13 protein-coding genes and 1 pseudogene are annotated in these 15967 nt (G+C 62.6%); 7 read left to right on the top strand and 7 right to left on the bottom strand.

From position 1 onward, the window contains the following. Window positions 1-2 precede the first annotated feature (2 nt). A complete protein-coding gene (locus tag ACM6IM_RS24185) occupies window positions 3-752 on the top strand; it encodes a YkgJ family cysteine cluster protein (RefSeq protein ID WP_414866506.1) in 750 nt (249 codons plus the stop codon). Here ACM6IM_RS24185 and ACM6IM_RS24180 read toward each other — a convergent pair. The 3 genes and pseudogenes from ACM6IM_RS24180 to ACM6IM_RS24170 all read right to left on the bottom strand — a co-directional run bounded on the left by ACM6IM_RS24180 (window position 749) and on the right by ACM6IM_RS24170 (window position 2744). Then, complete coding sequence (locus ACM6IM_RS24180) at window positions 749-1840, bottom strand: methyl-accepting chemotaxis protein (RefSeq protein ID WP_414866609.1); 1092 nt, start codon at window positions 1838-1840, stop codon at window positions 749-751. The two genes, ACM6IM_RS24185 and ACM6IM_RS24180, sit on opposite strands and share 4 nt — an antisense overlap. A gap of 210 nt (window positions 1841-2050) precedes the next feature. Next, window positions 2051-2332 (bottom strand): annotated as a pseudogene (locus tag ACM6IM_RS24175) (PAS domain-containing protein); the annotation flags it as partial. Window positions 2333-2486: 154 nt separating this feature from the next. Then, window positions 2487-2744: a hypothetical protein gene (locus tag ACM6IM_RS24170; protein ID WP_414866505.1), complete on the bottom strand. Its 258-nt coding sequence runs from the start codon at window positions 2742-2744 to the stop codon at window positions 2487-2489. A gap of 233 nt (window positions 2745-2977) precedes the next feature. Between ACM6IM_RS24170 and ACM6IM_RS24165 the strand changes: the two genes are divergently transcribed. The 6 genes from ACM6IM_RS24165 to ACM6IM_RS24140 all read left to right on the top strand — a co-directional run bounded on the left by ACM6IM_RS24165 (window position 2978) and on the right by ACM6IM_RS24140 (window position 11338). After that, complete coding sequence (locus ACM6IM_RS24165; protein ID WP_414866504.1) at window positions 2978-4138, top strand: efflux RND transporter periplasmic adaptor subunit; 1161 nt, start codon at window positions 2978-2980, stop codon at window positions 4136-4138. Further along, entirely contained in the window at window positions 4135-7236 is a 3102-nt protein-coding gene (locus ACM6IM_RS24160; protein ID WP_414866503.1) for a multidrug efflux RND transporter permease subunit, read from the top strand. The genes ACM6IM_RS24165 and ACM6IM_RS24160 overlap by 4 nt, the downstream gene beginning before the upstream one ends. Window positions 7237-7245: 9 nt before the next feature. Then, a complete protein-coding gene (locus tag ACM6IM_RS24155) occupies window positions 7246-7920 on the top strand; it encodes a heavy metal response regulator transcription factor (RefSeq protein ID WP_192305123.1) in 675 nt (224 codons plus the stop codon). Then, a complete protein-coding gene (locus tag ACM6IM_RS24150; protein ID WP_192305121.1) occupies window positions 7913-9277 on the top strand; it encodes a heavy metal sensor histidine kinase in 1365 nt (454 codons plus the stop codon). Before ACM6IM_RS24155 ends, ACM6IM_RS24150 begins: the two co-directional genes overlap by 8 nt. A 129-nt stretch (window positions 9278-9406) precedes the next feature. Further along, complete coding sequence (locus tag ACM6IM_RS24145; RefSeq protein ID WP_192305119.1) at window positions 9407-9631, top strand: hypothetical protein; 225 nt, start codon at window positions 9407-9409, stop codon at window positions 9629-9631. A 204-nt stretch (window positions 9632-9835) separates the two neighbouring features. Next, window positions 9836-11338 (top strand): diguanylate cyclase, encoded by a 1503-nt coding sequence (locus tag ACM6IM_RS24140; protein WP_414866502.1) that lies wholly within the window; start codon window positions 9836-9838, stop codon window positions 11336-11338. Window positions 11339-11497: 159 nt separating this feature from the next. Here the strand turns inward: ACM6IM_RS24140 and lpxC are convergent, their stop codons facing one another. The 4 genes from lpxC to ACM6IM_RS24120 form a co-directional block, all read right to left on the bottom strand. Beyond that, window positions 11498-12409 (bottom strand): UDP-3-O-acyl-N-acetylglucosamine deacetylase, encoded by a 912-nt coding sequence (lpxC, locus tag ACM6IM_RS24135; protein WP_027619572.1) that lies wholly within the window; start codon window positions 12407-12409, stop codon window positions 11498-11500. 112 nt (window positions 12410-12521) lie between these two features. Further along, the gene (gene ftsZ, locus ACM6IM_RS24130; protein ID WP_192305115.1) at window positions 12522-13715 is read right to left on the bottom strand and encodes a cell division protein FtsZ; all 1194 of its coding nucleotides are present in this window, start codon (window positions 13713-13715) and stop codon (window positions 12522-12524) included. Window positions 13716-13820: 105 nt separating this feature from the next. Next, complete coding sequence (gene ftsA, locus ACM6IM_RS24125; RefSeq protein WP_047532946.1) at window positions 13821-15080, bottom strand: cell division protein FtsA; 1260 nt, start codon at window positions 15078-15080, stop codon at window positions 13821-13823. A gap of 14 nt (window positions 15081-15094) precedes the next feature. After that, window positions 15095-15964, bottom strand: coding sequence for a cell division protein FtsQ/DivIB (locus ACM6IM_RS24120; RefSeq protein ID WP_192305113.1), 870 nt, complete (start codon window positions 15962-15964; stop codon window positions 15095-15097). Window positions 15965-15967: the final 3 nt, after the last annotated feature.

Raw genomic sequence — 15967 nt, 5'->3', positions numbered from 1 at the left:
CGATGAACACGACGTTTTCCTGCGTAGGCTGTGGCAAATGCTGCACTGACCATCACGTTCCCCTGACCCTGGCCGAAGCCCGCATGTGGGCGGCCGATGGCGGCCAGGTGATTGTGTTGGTCGAGGGTTTCCTGGGCAATGGCCTGGGCGTGGCAGCGCAGCAACGCGAACACGCCGAACGGCGCTCGGCGGCGGTGAACAGCGGCACGACCCAGGCCCACGTGGCGATCACGTTTGCAGCTTACAACGCCGGTCGCTGCCGAAATCTTGACGACGACAACCTCTGTCGCATCTACGAACGCCGGCCGCTGGTGTGCCGGATCTATCCGATGGAAATCAATCCGCACATTCCACTCAACCCAGCCATCAAGGAATGCCCGCCCGAGTCCTGGGAAAAAGGCCCTGACCTGATCATCGGCGGTGAACTGGTCGATCAGGAACTGGCAGGCCTGATCCAGCGTTCCCGCCAGGCGGATCGCGATGAAATCCGCACCAAGGATGCCATCTGCGCCTCGCTGGGCATTCGCACGACGGCGCTCAAGGGCGACGGATTCACCGCCTACCTGCCGGACATGGGCGCGTTTGCCAGCGTCATCGAGCACGTGACGCAACAACCACTGCCGACAGACGGCAGTGAGTGGCAGTTCCACGTGTCGGGCGACGATATCGCCAGCCAGTTGCTGGCAGGCGGCGCCCGGGTGACCATCGAGCCCCCTTTGCAGTACACCTTCATCTCCCTGCGCGCGGCTTAGCGACGCCCGCGCCAGAACTCCTGCGCCAACCGCCGCAAGTCGCCCGCCAGCCCGGCGACGTCCGCAGCGTTCGCCTGGCTGCGCTGCCCTTCATTGACCGTGACCTCGCAGGCGCAGCGGATGCTGCTGATGTTGCGGTTGATGGCCTCGCTGACCGTGCTCTGCTCTTCCACCGCCGAAGCGATCTGCAGGTTCATCTCGCTGATCTGACTGACCCGCCGACTGATCCCGTCCAGCGCCTCGGCGGCGCGCCGGGCCTGTTCGACGCTGTTGTGTACCTGCTCGCTGCTTTGCTGCATCGCCAGCACCGCATCCCGCGTACCGTTTTGCAGGGTATTGATCATGCGCTCGATCTCGTTGGTCGATTGCTGGGTGCGCTGGGCCAGGCCGCGCACCTCGTCGGCCACCACGGCGAATCCGCGCCCGGCATCCCCGGCGCGAGCCGCCTCGATGGCGGCGTTGAGCGCCAGCAGATTGGTCTGCTCGGCGATGCTGCGGATCACTTCCAACACCCCGGTGATGTCGCTGCTGTGCCCTTCCAGCTGATGAATCACCTCGGTGGCGTGCGTCAGCTCGTCGGCCAGGCGCAATACCGCCTGGCGGCTTTCACTCACCAACTGACGCCCTTCGAGGGTTTCGGTGCCCGCCAGATCGGCGGCCACCGCCGCCTGCTGCGCATGGCCGGCGACCTGGGCGACGCTGGTGGACATCTGGTCGATCGCCGCCGCCACATGATCGGTTTCGACCTGCTGATCCAGGGTGCTGCTGTGACTGCCCTGCAAGTGTTCGACCAGTTCCGCCGCGTGCCCGGCCAGGCGTTGCGAGGCATCACCAATGCGCCCCACCACCGCACCGATCTGTGCTTCGAGCATCTGCAGGGCAAACTCGATCTGGCCGAACTGATCCCGGCGACCGGTGTAGATGCCCTGGCTCAGCGGGTTATCGACAATCTGCTTGGCGCGCTCGGTCAACGTCGCCAGCGGGCGCAACAGGCGCCAGGTTCCGGCCGCCACCAGTGCACTGCCGGCGACCAGGGCCAACAACCCGACCTTCAACGATGAAGGGTTGAGCCATGCTTCAAGCCCCACGACGCTGGCCAGTATCGCGCTGAACAACAGCGTCAGTTTCAGTCCCGGGCTGAGCACGGGAAGGCGTTGCAGCAGGGGTATGCGCCCAGTGCGAAGCTGCGTATAGGCTTTTTCTGCGGCCTCGATCTGTTGCGCCGAGGGCCGGGTGCGAACCGACTGGTACTCTACGGCCTGCCCGTTCTGCGTCATCGGTGTGGCGAAGGCGCTCACCCAATAGTGATCGCCATTCTGGCAGCGGTTTTTCACCATCCCCATCCACGAACGGCCCCCCTTGAGGGTCTGCCACATGTGGGCGAACGCCGCCTGGGGCATGTCCGGATGCCGCAGCAAGTTGTGCGTCGCCCCCAGCAATTGCTCTCGGCTGTAGCCGCTGATCTTGATGAAGTCGTCGTTGGCGTAGGTGATCGCGCTGGTCAGATCAGTGGTCGAAAGGATGTTTGCATCAGCCGCAACGTCGACATGTCGGCCTGTCACCGGAAGGTTGATCTTCATGGAAAGCGCGCTCGTTGAAGGGAAGAGTCGGCAAAGCTGCTGACTCTAAGCGCACTGATTACACAAACCTTGATCTGGCTCAGGATATAAGCACTTAGCCATCACCGCGGTCGAGGACCGAGACGGATGACCAGAGAACGCGGGGGACGAAAACTCAGCGCTTGCCCATCGAACGGCGGGTGCCGGGTGGCGCTGCACCAGGCACCTTGGTGTGGCCATTTTTGGCGCCGTTCTTGTACCACGGCTGGTTAGGCGATTTCGCGGCGGCCAGTTCACCCGGCTTGAACGGAAACTTGAACGCCGGGATCGCCGGTGGGGTTTCGCTGTCTGCGCTGGCGTCAGTGCTGGCAGTCAGGTCTGTCGGCTCGGCGCTCGCGGCGTCGGCAACCGGCGGTTGTGTCGGGGAAGTCATGGGTGCTCCGGGTGATGCGATAGAGTCGGGCCCGGTCAGCGAGCCGCGAAAGGCGCCAGTATATCCGGATAAGCAGGTGCAAGCCCAAACTGACAGCGCCGTCAGTTGACAGTCACCCTCCTGACCGGTGAACGGGTTTATAAAGAAGGTCATGATCGGATTGCTCCATCTGCAGGCGCGAGCGCGCTCCTGCAGGGTCACCATTAACCCCACAGCCCCGGCGCACCACTCGCATGCGAATTCAGAAAAAAACCGCCTTGATTGCAGGCCTGCTGATTGTCCTGGCCGCACTGGGCACCTGGTACCTGACCCGACCGGCCAAGGCTAAACTCGCCACCTCCAACGCGATTCCGGTACGGGTGGTGAGCGTCGCCGAAAAAGACGTGCCGCGCTATGTCAGCGGCATCGGCTCGGTACTGTCCCTGCACAGTGTGGTGGTGCGCCCGCAAATCGACGGTATCCTCACCAGAATCCTGGTCAAGGAAGGCCAATTGGTCAGCAAGGGCGACCTGCTGGCCACCATCGATGACCGTTCGATTCGCGCCAGCCTCGATCAGGCCCGCGCCCAACTCGGCGAAAGTCAGGCGCAACTGCAGGTGGCGCTGGTCAACCTCAAGCGCTACAAGCTGCTGAGCGTTGACGACGGCGTGTCCAAGCAGACTTACGACCAGCAGCAAGCGCTGGTCAACCAGCTCAAGGCCACGGCCCAGGGCAACCAGGCCTCGATTGACGCGGCGCAAGTACAGCTTTCCTACACGCAGATTCGCTCTCCGGTCAGCGGCCGCGTGGGTATTCGTACCGTGGACGAAGGCAACTTCCTGCGCATGACCGACACCCAGGGCCTGTTCACCGTGACCCAGATCGACCCGATCGCCGTGGAGTTCTCCCTGCCGCAACAGATGCTGCCAACCCTGCAAGGCCTGATCAGTGATCCGCAACACGCGCGGGTCAAGGCCTACATCGGCGCCGATACCGATGGAGAAACCGGCAACCTGCTCGGCGAGGGCCACCTGACCCTGATCGACAACCAGATCAACGCCAACACCGGGACCATCCGGGCCAAGGCCGAATTCGACAACGCCAGGCAGAAACTCTGGCCGGGCCTGCTGGTGACCGTAAAGATTCAGACCGCTCTCGACAGGAATGCGCTGGTGGTGCCACCCACCGTCGTACAACGCGGCCTCGATCAACCCTTCGTCTACCGGGTCCAGGGCGACAAGGTGGAAACGGTGCCGGTGCAGATGGTGTATCAAGGCAGTGGGCAGAACATCATCAAGGGCGTGAACCCCGGTGACGTGCTGGTCAGTGACGGCCAGTCGCGCCTCAAGCCCGGCTCCACCGTGCAAGTGCTGACCGAGCCACCGCAAGTGGTGCAATCGGAGACCGCACCATGAAGGGCCACGGATCGATATCCGCCTGGTGCATCGACCACCCGGTGGCGACGGTGCTGTTGACCTTCGCCCTGGTGCTCCTGGGGGCCATCGCCTTCCCGCGCCTGCCGGTGGCGCCATTGCCCGAAGCGGAGTTCCCGACCATCCAGGTCGCCGCGCAACTGCCCGGCGCCAGCCCGGAAACCATGGCGTCGTCGGTGGCCACGCCGCTCGAAGTGCAGTTCAGCGCCATTCCCGGCGTGACGCAGATGACCTCGAGCAGCGCCCTGGGCTCGACCAACCTGACCCTGCAATTCACCCTCGACAAGAGCATCGACACCGCCGCCCAGGAAGTCCAGGCCGCGATCAACACCGCCGCCGGCAAGCTGCCCAAGGACATGCCCAACCTGCCGACCTGGCGCAAGGTCAACCCGGCCGACAGTCCGGTGCTGATCCTCAGCGTCAACTCATCGCTGATGCCCGGCCCCGAACTCAGCGACCTGACCGAAACCCTGCTGTCGCGCCAGATCAGCCAGATCGACGGTGTCGGCCAGGTCGCCATCACCGGCCAGCAACGCCCGGCCATCCGCGTTCAGGTGTCGGCGGACAAACTCGCCGCCATCGGCCTCACACTGGCGGACATCCGCCTGGCGGTCCAGCAAACCAGCCTCAACCTGGCCAAGGGCGCACTCTACGGCGAATCGAGCATTTCGACCCTGTCCACCAACGACCAGCTGTTCCATCCCGATGACTACAGCCAGTTGATCGTGTCCTACAAGGATGGCGCACCGGTGCATCTGCGGGACGTGGCCAAGGTCGTCAACGGCTCGGAAGATGCCTACGTCCAGGCTTGGGCGGGCAGCCAACCGGGGGTCAACCTGGTGATCTTCCGCCAGCCAGGGGCCAACATCGTCGAAACCGTGGACCGCATCCAGGCCGCGCTGCCGGAGCTGGAAGCGATGCTGCCGGCTTCGGTGCAGGTCAAGACACTGATCGACCGCACCCAGACCATCCGCGCCTCGCTGCATGAAGTGGAAATCACCCTGCTGATCGCCGTCCTGCTGGTGGTGGCGGTGATGGCGCTGTTCCTGCGCCAGCTGTCGGCGACCCTGATTGTTTCGGCCGTGCTGGGCGTGTCGCTGATCGCCAGTTTCGCCCTGATGTACGTCATGGGTTTCAGCTTGAACAACCTGACGCTGGTAGCGATCGTGGTGGCCGTGGGGTTTGTGGTCGACGACGCGATTGTGGTGGTGGAGAACATTCACCGTCACCTCGAGGCCGGCGACGGCATGCGCGAGGCGGCGATCAAGGGGGCCGGGGAAATCGGTTTCACCGTGGTCTCCATCAGTTTCTCGCTGGTCGCGGCGTTCATTCCGCTGCTGTTCATGGGGGGCGTGGTCGGGCGTTTGTTCAAGGAATTCGCCCTGACCGCCACCTCGACCATCCTGATTTCGGTGGTGGTGTCCCTGACCCTGGCGCCGACCCTGGCCGCGCTGTTCATGCGCGCCCCGGCGCACCACCCCGACGGCAAGAAGGGTTTTGGCGAACGCCTGCTGGACCTCTACGAGAAAGGCTTGCGCCGGGCCCTCGCCCATCAGAAATGGATGCTCGGTATCTTCGGCCTGTCGGTGGCGCTGGCGGTGGGCGGCTACATCTTCATTCCCAAGGGCTTCTTCCCGGTGCAAGACACCGGTTTCGTCCTCGGCACCACGGAAGCGGCCGCAGACATTTCCTACGGTGACATGGTGAAAAAACACCTGGCCATGGCCGAGATCGTCGCAGCCGATCCGGCGGTCGAAACCTTTTCGCACTCGGTCGGGGTCTCGGGCAGCAACCAGACCATCGCCAACGGTCGCTTCTGGATCACCCTGAAGAAACGCAGTGAGCGCGATGTGTCCGCCAGTGAATTCATCGATCGGATTCGCCCGCAACTGATGAAGGTCCCGGGGATCGTCCTGTACCTGCGCGCCGGCCAGGACATCAACCTCAGTTCCGGCCCGAGCCGGGCCCAGTATCAATACGTGCTCAAGAGCAACGATGGGGCGGTACTGAGCACCTGGACTCAGCGCCTGACGGAAAAACTGCGCAGCATCCCGGCGTTCCGCGACGTGTCCAACGACTTGCAACTGGGCGGCAGCATCACCCACATCAGCATTGACCGCAGCGCCGCGGCGCGCTTCGGCCTGACCGCCAGCGATGTCGACGAAGCACTCTATGACGCCTTCGGCCAACGCCAGATCAACGAATTCCAGACCCAGGTCAACCAGTACAACGTGATCCTGGAGCTGGACACCCGGCAGCGCGGCAAGGCGGAAAGCCTGAACTACTTCTACCTGCGCTCACCCCTGAGTGGCGAGATGGTGCCGCTGTCGGCGCTGGCCCGCTTCGATGCGCCGACCATCGGCCCGTTGTCGATTGCCCATGACGGCATGTTCCCGGCCGCCAACCTGTCCTTCAACCTGGCGCCCGGCGTGGCACTGGGCGATGCCGTGATCCTGCTCGACCAGGCCAAGGCCGACATCGGCATGCCGGTGGCGATCAGCGGCAACTTCCAGGGCGCGGCGCAGGCGTTCCAGAGTTCGCTCGCCAGCCAGCCGTGGCTGATCCTCGCGGCACTGGTGGCGGTGTACATCATTCTCGGCGTGCTCTACGAGAGTTTCGTGCACCCGCTGACCATCATCTCGACGCTGCCGGCGGCGGGGCTCGGCGCAGTGATCATGCTGTGGATCTGCGGCCAGGACTTTTCGATCATGGCGCTGATCGGTCTGGTGTTGCTGATCGGCATCGTCAAGAAAAACGGCATCCTGATGATCGACTTCGCCCTGGAAGCGCAACGCAAGGGTGGCCTGCCGCCCGAAGAGGCGATCTTCCAGGCGTGCATCACACGATTCCGGCCAATCATCATGACCACCCTCGCCGCCCTGCTTGGCGCCCTGCCACTGATGCTCGGCTATGGCACCGGCGCCGAGTTGCGCCAACCGCTGGGGATCGCGGTGGTCGGTGGCTTGCTGGTCAGCCAGGTGCTGACGCTGTTTACCACGCCGGTCATATACTTATGGCTTGAACGGCTGTTTCATAGACCCAAGCCCGCGCCCATGGCGGCGCTGGCGACCACAGACTGAGGCGGGGTCATGCGTGTCCTGATTATCGAAGACGAAGAAAAAACCGCAGACTATCTGCACCGTGGCCTGACCGAACAGGGTTACACCGTGGACCTGGCACGCGATGGCGTGGAAGGTCTGCACCTGGCTCTGGAAAGCGATTACGCGGTGATCGTCCTCGACGTGATGTTGCCCGGCCTCGACGGCTTTGGCGTGCTGCGCGCGTTGCGGGCTCGCAAACAGACGCCGGTGATCATGCTCACCGCACGCGAACGGGTGGAAGACCGCATCAAGGGCCTGCGCGACGGTGCCGACGATTACCTGGGCAAACCGTTTTCCTTTCTCGAACTGGTGGCGCGCCTGCAAGCCCTGACCCGGCGCAGCGGCGGTCATGAGCCGGTGCAGGTGAGCATCGCCGACCTGTGGATCGACCTGATCAGCCGCAAGGCGACCCGCGCCGGCACGCGCCTGGACCTGACCGCCAAGGAGTTCTCGCTGCTCAGCGTGCTGGCCCGCCGACAAGGGGAAATCCTCTCGAAAACGGCGATTGCGGAAATGGTCTGGGACATCAATTTCGACAGCGATGCCAACGTCGTCGAAGTCGCGATCAAACGCCTGCGCGCCAAGATCGACGGGCCGTTCGACGAGAAACTGCTGCACACGATCCGAGGCATGGGTTATGTGCTGGAGAGCCGTGGTGTTTAGCAACTCCATCGCCTTGCGCCTGAGCGGCATGTTCACGCTGGTGGCGCTCCTGGTGTTCCTGCTGATTGGCGGGGCCCTGTACCAGCAGGTCGACAAAGGCCTGGGCCTGTTGCCCGAAGCCGAACTGGACGCGCGCTACAGCGTGCTGGAATCCACCGTCGGCCGCTATGGCACACCGGAGCACTGGGCGAAGATCAACAACAAGCTCAAGCTGCTGGGCGAAGAAGACAAGCGCATCAGTTTCTGGATCATCAGCGGTGATCCGCGCTACGAATATGGCCACCTGACGCCGCAGATCCGCGCCTTCGCCGAAGGGCCGCTGGGCATGCGTGACTTGCAGCTGCCCGACCAGCCCTACCCGCTCAAAGTGCTGGTCAGCCAGTTCCCGGCCAAGGACCAGCGCCCGCCGCTACGCTTCATGATCGGCGTCGACACCGAGACGTTTTCCCAGACCCAGCATCATTTGCTGGTGGCCCTGATCAGCCTGGCGATCGTCGGCGTGCTGCTGGCCTCGGCGCTGGGTTACTGGGTGGCGCGGATCGGCCTCAAGCCATTGATCAAGTTGTCCGACGAAGCCCAGCGCCTGGCGCCGCCGTTGCGTTCCGGGCGCTTGCGCCTGTCGTCGCTGCCGCCGGAGCTCGATCAGTTCGTCAATTCGTTCAACTCCACGCTGGAACGGGTCGAGCAAGCGTACTCGCGGCTGGAGTCGTTCAACGCCGACGTCGCCCACGAATTGCGCTCGCCACTGACCAACCTGATCGGCCAGACCCAGGTGGCACTGACCCGCGGACGCTCGGCGGAACACTATTTCGAAGTGCTGCAATCGAACCTCGAAGAGCTTGAGCGCCTGCGGTCGATCATCAACGACATGCTGTTTCTCGCCAGCGCCGACCAGGGCAGCAAGGCCACCAAACTGACCAGCACCTCACTGGCGGACGAAGTGGCGACGACCCTGGAATACCTGGATTTCATCCTCGAGGACGCGCAGGTTCAGGTGCAGGTCAGGGGCGATGCACAGGTGCAAATAGAGATTGCGCACTTGCGCCGGGCGCTGATCAACCTGCTCAGCAACGCGGTGCAGCACACCGAACCCGGTCAGGTGATCGAGGTCCGGATCGAGGTCGGGGAACATCAGGTCAGCATCGGCGTGGCCAACCCTGGATCACCGATTGCCAGCGAACACCTGCCTCGGTTGTTCGAGCGCTTTTACCGCGTCGATGCGTCTCGCAGCAACAGCGGCAACAACCACGGATTGGGGCTGGCGATCGTCAAGGCAATCGCATTGATGCACGGCGGCGATGTGTTCGTGCGCAGCGATCACGGCATGAATACGTTCGGTATTCACCTCCCCGTCTGAGCCCTCCGCCCCTGTGACTATTGTCTTTCGTGCAACAGTCATTTCATTAATCCGCTCTTTTTCCCCTTTCCAAAGCCCCTTATCTTTGCCCGCACCAAACAGCACTTGCCAAGCAAGAAGGTTTTAAAGATGTCCAACAGTATGGGTATTGCCAGCGCTTTCGTTTTGTCTTCCCTGTTCGCCTCGCCGTTCGTCATGGCGGAAGAGTCGCAGACGTTCGCTGCGCACAACGCCGCACGCGCTGCGGCCTTCGAGGAATATCAGAGCGAAATGACGGCCAAGGCCGCAGACGCCGCGCAAACCCCTCAGGCATCGACTGTCCAGGCCCAGCCACGGGTCGGGAAAGACAGCTGATCGCTGCTACCGCCTTGTTTCCCTCGACACTTTTCCCCGGCTCTTCCCGTTGAAAAGTTGTCTTCAAAGCCGCTGCCTTCAGCGGCTTTTTTTTGGCGTTTATTGCAGCTCGCGCAATTAAATCCTGTCGGAGCTCGCTCGAATGCTCGCGGTGGGCAGGGATGGGGCTACGCTTACTTTGTCATCCCCGCAGACTTCAGCCCCATGACCGTACGCCGTCCCTCCAATCCTTCAGGCACTACCGGACGGCCCGAGATCCTGGCGATGCTCGGCAGCTGCCTGACGGTCATTGCCATCATTGCCATCGTGACCTTCCTGCTGATTCGCGAACACGCCGGCACCCAGCAGGCGGCCATCCGAGGCGCGACCACAATTGCACAACTGATCGACGCCGATGTCCTGCGCACGGTCGAACTCTACGACCTGACCCTGCAAGGACTGATTGCCGCCTCGCAACGCGACGACCTGAAGCAGGTTTCGCCGCAGATCCGCCATCTGGCATTGTTCGACCGCTCCACCACGGCACGCTTCAAGGGTGACATCCTGTTGCTGGACGCCCATGGCAAGGTGTTGGCCGACTCGTCGCGAATCGACCCCCTCCCCGCCAATTTCGCCGATCGCGATGACTTCCTCGCGCATGCCACCCACCCCGACAGCGGCATGTTCATCAGCAAGCCGTTCAAGCCACGCTGCGAGTGCGAAGACAATGGCAGGTGGCGGATCAGCTTCAGCCGGCGCATCTCCTCGTCCAGCGGTGAGTTTCTCGGTGTCGCCACGGCCTCGATGCGCCTGGGTTATTTCGATCAACTGTTCAAGAGCCTCGACATCGGCCAGGGGGGCATCCTGTCCATCATCAGCGACGACGGCATCCTGCTGGCGCAGAAGCCTCACCTGGAAACCGACCCGATCGGCAGAAGCTTCGCCGATCGCCCCAACGTGCAGCGCATCCTGCGTGAGCGCAACGGCAGCTTCGACAGCACCTCCAGCATCGATCAACAGCAACGCCTGTACACCTTTTCCAGGGTCGGCAACCTGCCACTGACGGTCATCGTCGCGCTATCCGGCAACGATGTATTCGCCGCCTGGAAACGCACGGCACTGGTGATCAGCGGCGCCACGGGCGTGTTGTGCATTGGCCTGCTCTGGCTCACCGGTCTGCTCTGCCGGGAACTGCGCTTGCGCCACCTTGCCGAGCAGGAACTGGCGCAACTGGCCGCCACCGATGCCCTGACCGGCGTCGCCAACCGCCGTATGCTCGACCAGACCCTGCGCCACGAGTGGTTTCGTGCCCAGCGCTCGGGCAAGCCCCTGTCGCTGCTGATGATCGACGCCGACCACTTCAAGGCGTTCAACGACCAACATGGCCACCAGGCCGGCGATGATGCACTGCGCGTGCTGGCCAGGGTGATCGGCGAGAATGTACGGCGACCGGCGGACCTGGTCGCTCGCTATGGCGGGGAGGAATTTTCGGTGGTACTGGCGGAAACCGACAGCGCGGGTGCGCGCCAGATCGCCGAACACATTCGCCAGGCCGTGGAGCTACTGCCGTTCGAGGCGGGAGTCGCGGCGCCCATCACGGTCAGCATCGGTATCAGTACCTGGACCACGGCCACCAACGGCAGCCTGGAGCAGCTGTTGTTCGCGGCAGACAAGGCGCTGTACAAAGCCAAGGACAGCGGGCGCAATCGGGTGGTGGTCGGGCTTTGAAAGCGTCGATGTGACGACGGGCCCTTCGCGAGCAGGCTCGCTCCCACCGTTGACCGAGTGCCCCTGCTCGCGAAGGGGCCGGGCAGCCAACCACGAATCTGCAGGCATAAAAAAAGGCCACCCGAAGGCAGCCTTTAAAAAACTAGAGAGGTTTTTTACTTACACCGCCGCAACAGGGCGCATGTAAGAGATTGGTGCGGTGCTGGCGTCTTCGAACGTCACGACTTCCCAGGCATCTGTCTGCTCAATCAACTTGCGCAGCAGCTGGTTGTTCAGTGCATGGCCGGACTTGAAGCCCTTGAACTCACCAATCAGGCTATTGCCCAGCAGGTAGAGGTCACCAATTGCATCGAGGATCTTGTGCTTCACGAATTCGTCTTCGTAGCGAAGACCGTCTTCGTTCAGTACACCATCCGCGTCGACCACGATCGCGTTTTCCACGCTGCCGCCGAGTGCGAGGTTGTGCTTGCGCAGGTACTCGATGTCACTCATGAAACCAAAGGTGCGGGCGCGGCTGACTTCTTTTACGAACGAAGTGCTGGAAAAATCCACGCTTGCACTTTGTGTGCGGTCACGGAAAACCGGGTGATCGAAATCGATCTCGAAACTCACCTTGAAACCTTCGAAAGGGACGAAAGTGGCGCGCTTGTCGCCGTCTTCCACTGTCACTTCCCGCAGGATGCGGATGAATTTCTTGGCAGCGTCCTGTTCTTCCAGGCCAGCCGATTGAATCAGAAATACGAAGGGTCCAGCGCTACCATCCATGATCGGGACTTCGGACGCGGAGAGCTCGACGTAGGCGTTATCGATGCCCAGGCCAGCCATGGCCGAGAGCAAGTGCTCAACCGTATCCACTTTCACGTCACCGTTGACCAGCGTCGTCGACATGGTTGTCTCGCCGACGTTGGCTGCACGAGCCGGGATCTCGACCACGGGATCGAGGTCGGCACGGCGAAAGACGATGCCGGTGTCGATCGGTGCAGGCTTGAGGGTCAGGTAGACCTTCTCGCCGGAGTGCAGACCAACACCTGTGGCACGGATAATATTTTTCAGTGTGCGTTGTTTAATCATGGCTTGGGCCGCTTCAGCGCAAATTGCGAACTGGTATCAACAAAGGCTGGCGATGATAGCAGACCACGCCTTTGCTGAACACCAATCACCTTCATAGCCCTGATACATTCCATCAATCGGCCTGACGACGCAGGAATGCCGGGATGTCCAGGTAGTCCAGATCATCCTGCGGATTCATCTTCGCGGCAGTCGCAGCACCGGCCTGGGCCTGGTTGCGCATGACGGTCGGACGGTCCAGGTCACGGTAGTTCACCGCAGGTGCTTCCTGACGAGCGGGGGCCGCTGCTTGCGGTTGCGATGCCAGGGAAGTGTGAACGGTGTTGTCGATGACCTTCACAGGCTTCTCGATTTTCGCGCCCAGACCGGTGGCCACCACGGTCACGTGCAGCTCATCGCGCATGTCCGGATCGATCACGGTACCGACCTTGACCATGGCGTGCTCGGAAGCAAAGGCTTCGATGATGCTACCCACGTCGGAGTACTCACCCAGGGACAGGTCAGGACCGGCGGTGATGTTCACCAGGATGCCGCGTGCACCTTGCAGGTTCACGTCTTCGAGCAGCGGGTTGCGAATGGCCGCTTCAGTGGCTTCGCGTGCACGGTTCGGACCGCTGGCGCAGCCAGTGCCCATCATCGCCATGCCCATTTCGCTCATCACGGTACGCACGTCGGCAAAGTCGACGTTGATCATGCCCGGGCGCTTGATGATGTCGGAAATACCGCGAACGGCACCGGCCAGTACATCGTCAGCCTTGGCGAATGCCGACAGCAGGCTGGCATCCTTGCCCAGGATGGTCAGCAGCTTCTCGTTGGGAATGGTGATCAACGAGTCGACGCTTTCGGACAGCAGACGAATGCCTTCGTCGGCCAGTTGCATACGCTTGCGGCCTTCGAACGGGAACGGACGGGTCACCACCGCAACGGTGAGAATCCCCATTTCCTTGGCCACTTCGGCAATGATCGGAGCAGCACCGGTACCGGTACCACCGCCCATGCCCGTGGTGATGAACACCATGTTGGTGCCCTGCAGGACTTCGGCAATGCGCTCACGGTCTTCGAGAGCGGCCTGACGCCCCACTTCCGGATTGGCACCCGCGCCCAGACCTTTGGTCACGCCGGTACCCAGTTGCAGGATGGTCCGCGCGCTGATGCTTTTCAGCGCCTGGGCATCAGTGTTGGCGCAGATGAACTCAACGCCTTCAATGTTGCTCTTGACCATATGATTGACGGCGTTGCCGCCACCTCCGCCAACACCGATGACCTTGATGACCGGGCTTGCGGGGACGTTGTCTACGAGTTCGAACATTTTCCCTCTCCTTTACGTTCTCTAGTTTTTCTCGCCTACTGCTTTTACTGCGTGACGCTGTTGCTGCTTGCTCATGCCGCTTCAGGCCGGTGGCCTGAGGCGCCTTTAAAAGTTGCCTTGTACCCAGCTCTTGATGCGATCGAGCAGGGCACCCTTGGGCTCTTCGTTGCTGTAGCTGTCGCGGCTGCCGATGCCCGAGAACGAAATCCCGTCGGACTGCTTCTGCAGGCCGTACATCAACAGGCCGACGCCCGTGGAATAGATCGGGTTGCGCACCACGTCATCCAGGCCTTTCACGCCATGGGGCACGCCCAGGCGCACCGGCATGTGGAAGATTTCCTCGGCCAGCTCGGTGGCGCCTTCCATTTTCGAGGTGCCGCCGGTCAGCACGATGCCGGCCGGGATCAGGTCTTCGTAGCCGCTGCGACGCAGCTCGGCCTGGATCAGCGTGAACAGCTCGTCGTAACGCGGCTCGACCACTTCGGCCAGGGCCTGGCGGGACAGCTCGCGCGGCGGGCGGTCGCCCACGCTTGGCACCTTGATGGTTTCACCGGCGCCGGCCAGCTTGGCCAGGGCGCAGGCATAGCGGATCTTGATTTCTTCGGCGTACTGGGTCGGGGTGCGCAACGCCATCGCGATGTCGTTGGTCACCTGATCGCCGGCAATCGGGATCACTGCGGTATGGCGGATCGCGCCTTCGGTGAAGATCGCGATGTCGGTGGTGCCGCCGCCGATGTCCACCAGGCACACGCCCAGTTCTTTCTCGTCGTCGGTCAGTACCGAGTACGCGGACGCCAGTTGCTCGAGAATGATGTCGTCGATTTCCAGGCCGCAGCGACGCACGCATTTTTCAATGTTCTGTGCCGCGTTGACCGCGCAGGTGACCACGTGGACCTTGGCTTCCAGGCGCACGCCGGACATGCCCAGGGGCTCGCGGACGCCTTCCTGGTTATCGATCACGTAATCCTGCGGCAGCGTGTGCAGCACGCGCTGGTCCGCCGGAATCGCCACGGCCTGGGCGGCGTCGAGCACGCGCTCGAGGTCGGCGGAGCTGACTTCGCGATCACGAATGGCAACGATGCCATGGGAGTTCAGGCTGCGGATGTGGTTGCCCGCCACGCCAACGAACGCCGAATGGATCCGGCAACCGGCCATCAGCTGCGCTTCTTCGATGGCGCGCTGGATCGACTGCACGGTGGACTCGATGTTCACCACCACGCCTTTCTTCAGGCCGCGGGACGGATGAGTGCCGATCCCGACGATTTCCAGCGTGCCGTCGTCCGCGACCTCACCGACCAGCGCCACCACCTTGGAGGTGCCGATATCGAGACCGACGATCATTTTGCCGCTTTGCACGTTTGCCATGGGTCCTGCCTCTCTTAATTCTTCGCGACAGCGGGTTCGGCTGTCGTAGGCGCTACCGGTTCCCGCCAGCCGACGGCAAGGCCGTTGGCGTAGCGCAGATCGATACTCGCGATGTTCGTAATCTGTTCTTTAAGCGTCTTGTCGTAGATGGCAATGAAGCGGCGCATCTTTTCCACCTGGTTGCCACGGCCCAGCAGCAGTTCGATCCCCGGGCCCGAACTGCCGGCACCGGTGGTCAGGAACCAGCTGCCCCGTTCACGCAATTCCAGGCGTGCAATCGAGAAGCCCAGCGGCCTGAGCATCTGGCTCAGCACCTGGTATTGCTGCATCACTTGCTGCTGGGCCCGCTGTGGGCCGAACAGCTGTGGCAGGTGTTCGTAGTTCGCCAGTTCACGCGGGGTGAACGCCTGTCCCTGGTTGTTCAACAGCGATTCATCGCCCCAACGGGCCACCGGCAATTGCTCCTCCAGGCGAATCACCACTTGATCCGGCCACACCCGACGCACCTCGGCGTGGGCGATCCAGGGCATCTGTTCCAGCTCGGTGCGCATGCTGGCCAGGTCGATGGTGAAGAAGCTCGAGGCCACGTAGGGGGCGATCCGCTGCTGCACCGCTTGCTGGCTGATGTAACTCAGGTCGCCCTGCACCGCGACCTTGGTGATCGGCCGGTCGGCGTACGGCAACAGACGCTGCGCACCTTCATAAGTACCGAAGCCCAGCCCCACCAGCAGCACCGGCCAGAACAGGGCCTTGAGAAAGCCGAAATTGGCTTTCGGCAGGCGCGCGGACATCGGCTCCTTGGCCACCATTCGGCTGGCACCCCGTGGCACCGGCTTGCGGCCGGGTGCGGGTGGGGGCTGATGTCTGAGCTGAGCGCCTCGCATGGT

This window comes from Pseudomonas sp. IT-P12 (assembly GCF_949767465.1).
In the GTDB taxonomy this organism is placed as follows: domain Bacteria; phylum Pseudomonadota; class Gammaproteobacteria; order Pseudomonadales; family Pseudomonadaceae; genus Aquipseudomonas.
This window is presented reverse-complemented; position numbering and strand designations above follow the sequence as displayed.

Excerpts from the sequence above, each read along its gene's own strand:
- ACM6IM_RS24160 (WP_414866503.1), top strand. The coding sequence starts at position 4,135 with ATGAAGGGCCACGGATCGATATCCGCCTGGTGCATCGACCACCCGGTG.
- ACM6IM_RS24145 (WP_192305119.1), top strand. The coding sequence starts at position 9,407 with ATGTCCAACAGTATGGGTATTGCCAGCGCTTTCGTTTTGTCTTCCCTG.
- ACM6IM_RS24170 (WP_414866505.1), bottom strand. The coding sequence starts at position 2,744 with ATGACTTCCCCGACACAACCGCCGGTTGCCGACGCCGCGAGCGCCGAG.
- ACM6IM_RS24120 (WP_192305113.1), bottom strand. The coding sequence starts at position 15,964 with ATGCGAGGCGCTCAGCTCAGACATCAGCCCCCACCCGCACCCGGCCGC.
- ACM6IM_RS24165 (WP_414866504.1), top strand. The coding sequence starts at position 2,978 with ATGCGAATTCAGAAAAAAACCGCCTTGATTGCAGGCCTGCTGATTGTC.
- ACM6IM_RS24140 (WP_414866502.1), top strand. The coding sequence starts at position 9,836 with ATGACCGTACGCCGTCCCTCCAATCCTTCAGGCACTACCGGACGGCCC.
- ACM6IM_RS24185 (WP_414866506.1), top strand. The coding sequence starts at position 3 with ATGAACACGACGTTTTCCTGCGTAGGCTGTGGCAAATGCTGCACTGAC.
- ACM6IM_RS24155 (WP_192305123.1), top strand. The coding sequence starts at position 7,246 with ATGCGTGTCCTGATTATCGAAGACGAAGAAAAAACCGCAGACTATCTG.
- ftsA (WP_047532946.1), bottom strand. The coding sequence starts at position 15,080 with ATGGCAAACGTGCAAAGCGGCAAAATGATCGTCGGTCTCGATATCGGC.
- lpxC (WP_027619572.1), bottom strand. The coding sequence starts at position 12,409 with ATGATTAAACAACGCACACTGAAAAATATTATCCGTGCCACAGGTGTT.
- ftsZ (WP_192305115.1), bottom strand. The coding sequence starts at position 13,715 with ATGTTCGAACTCGTAGACAACGTCCCCGCAAGCCCGGTCATCAAGGTC.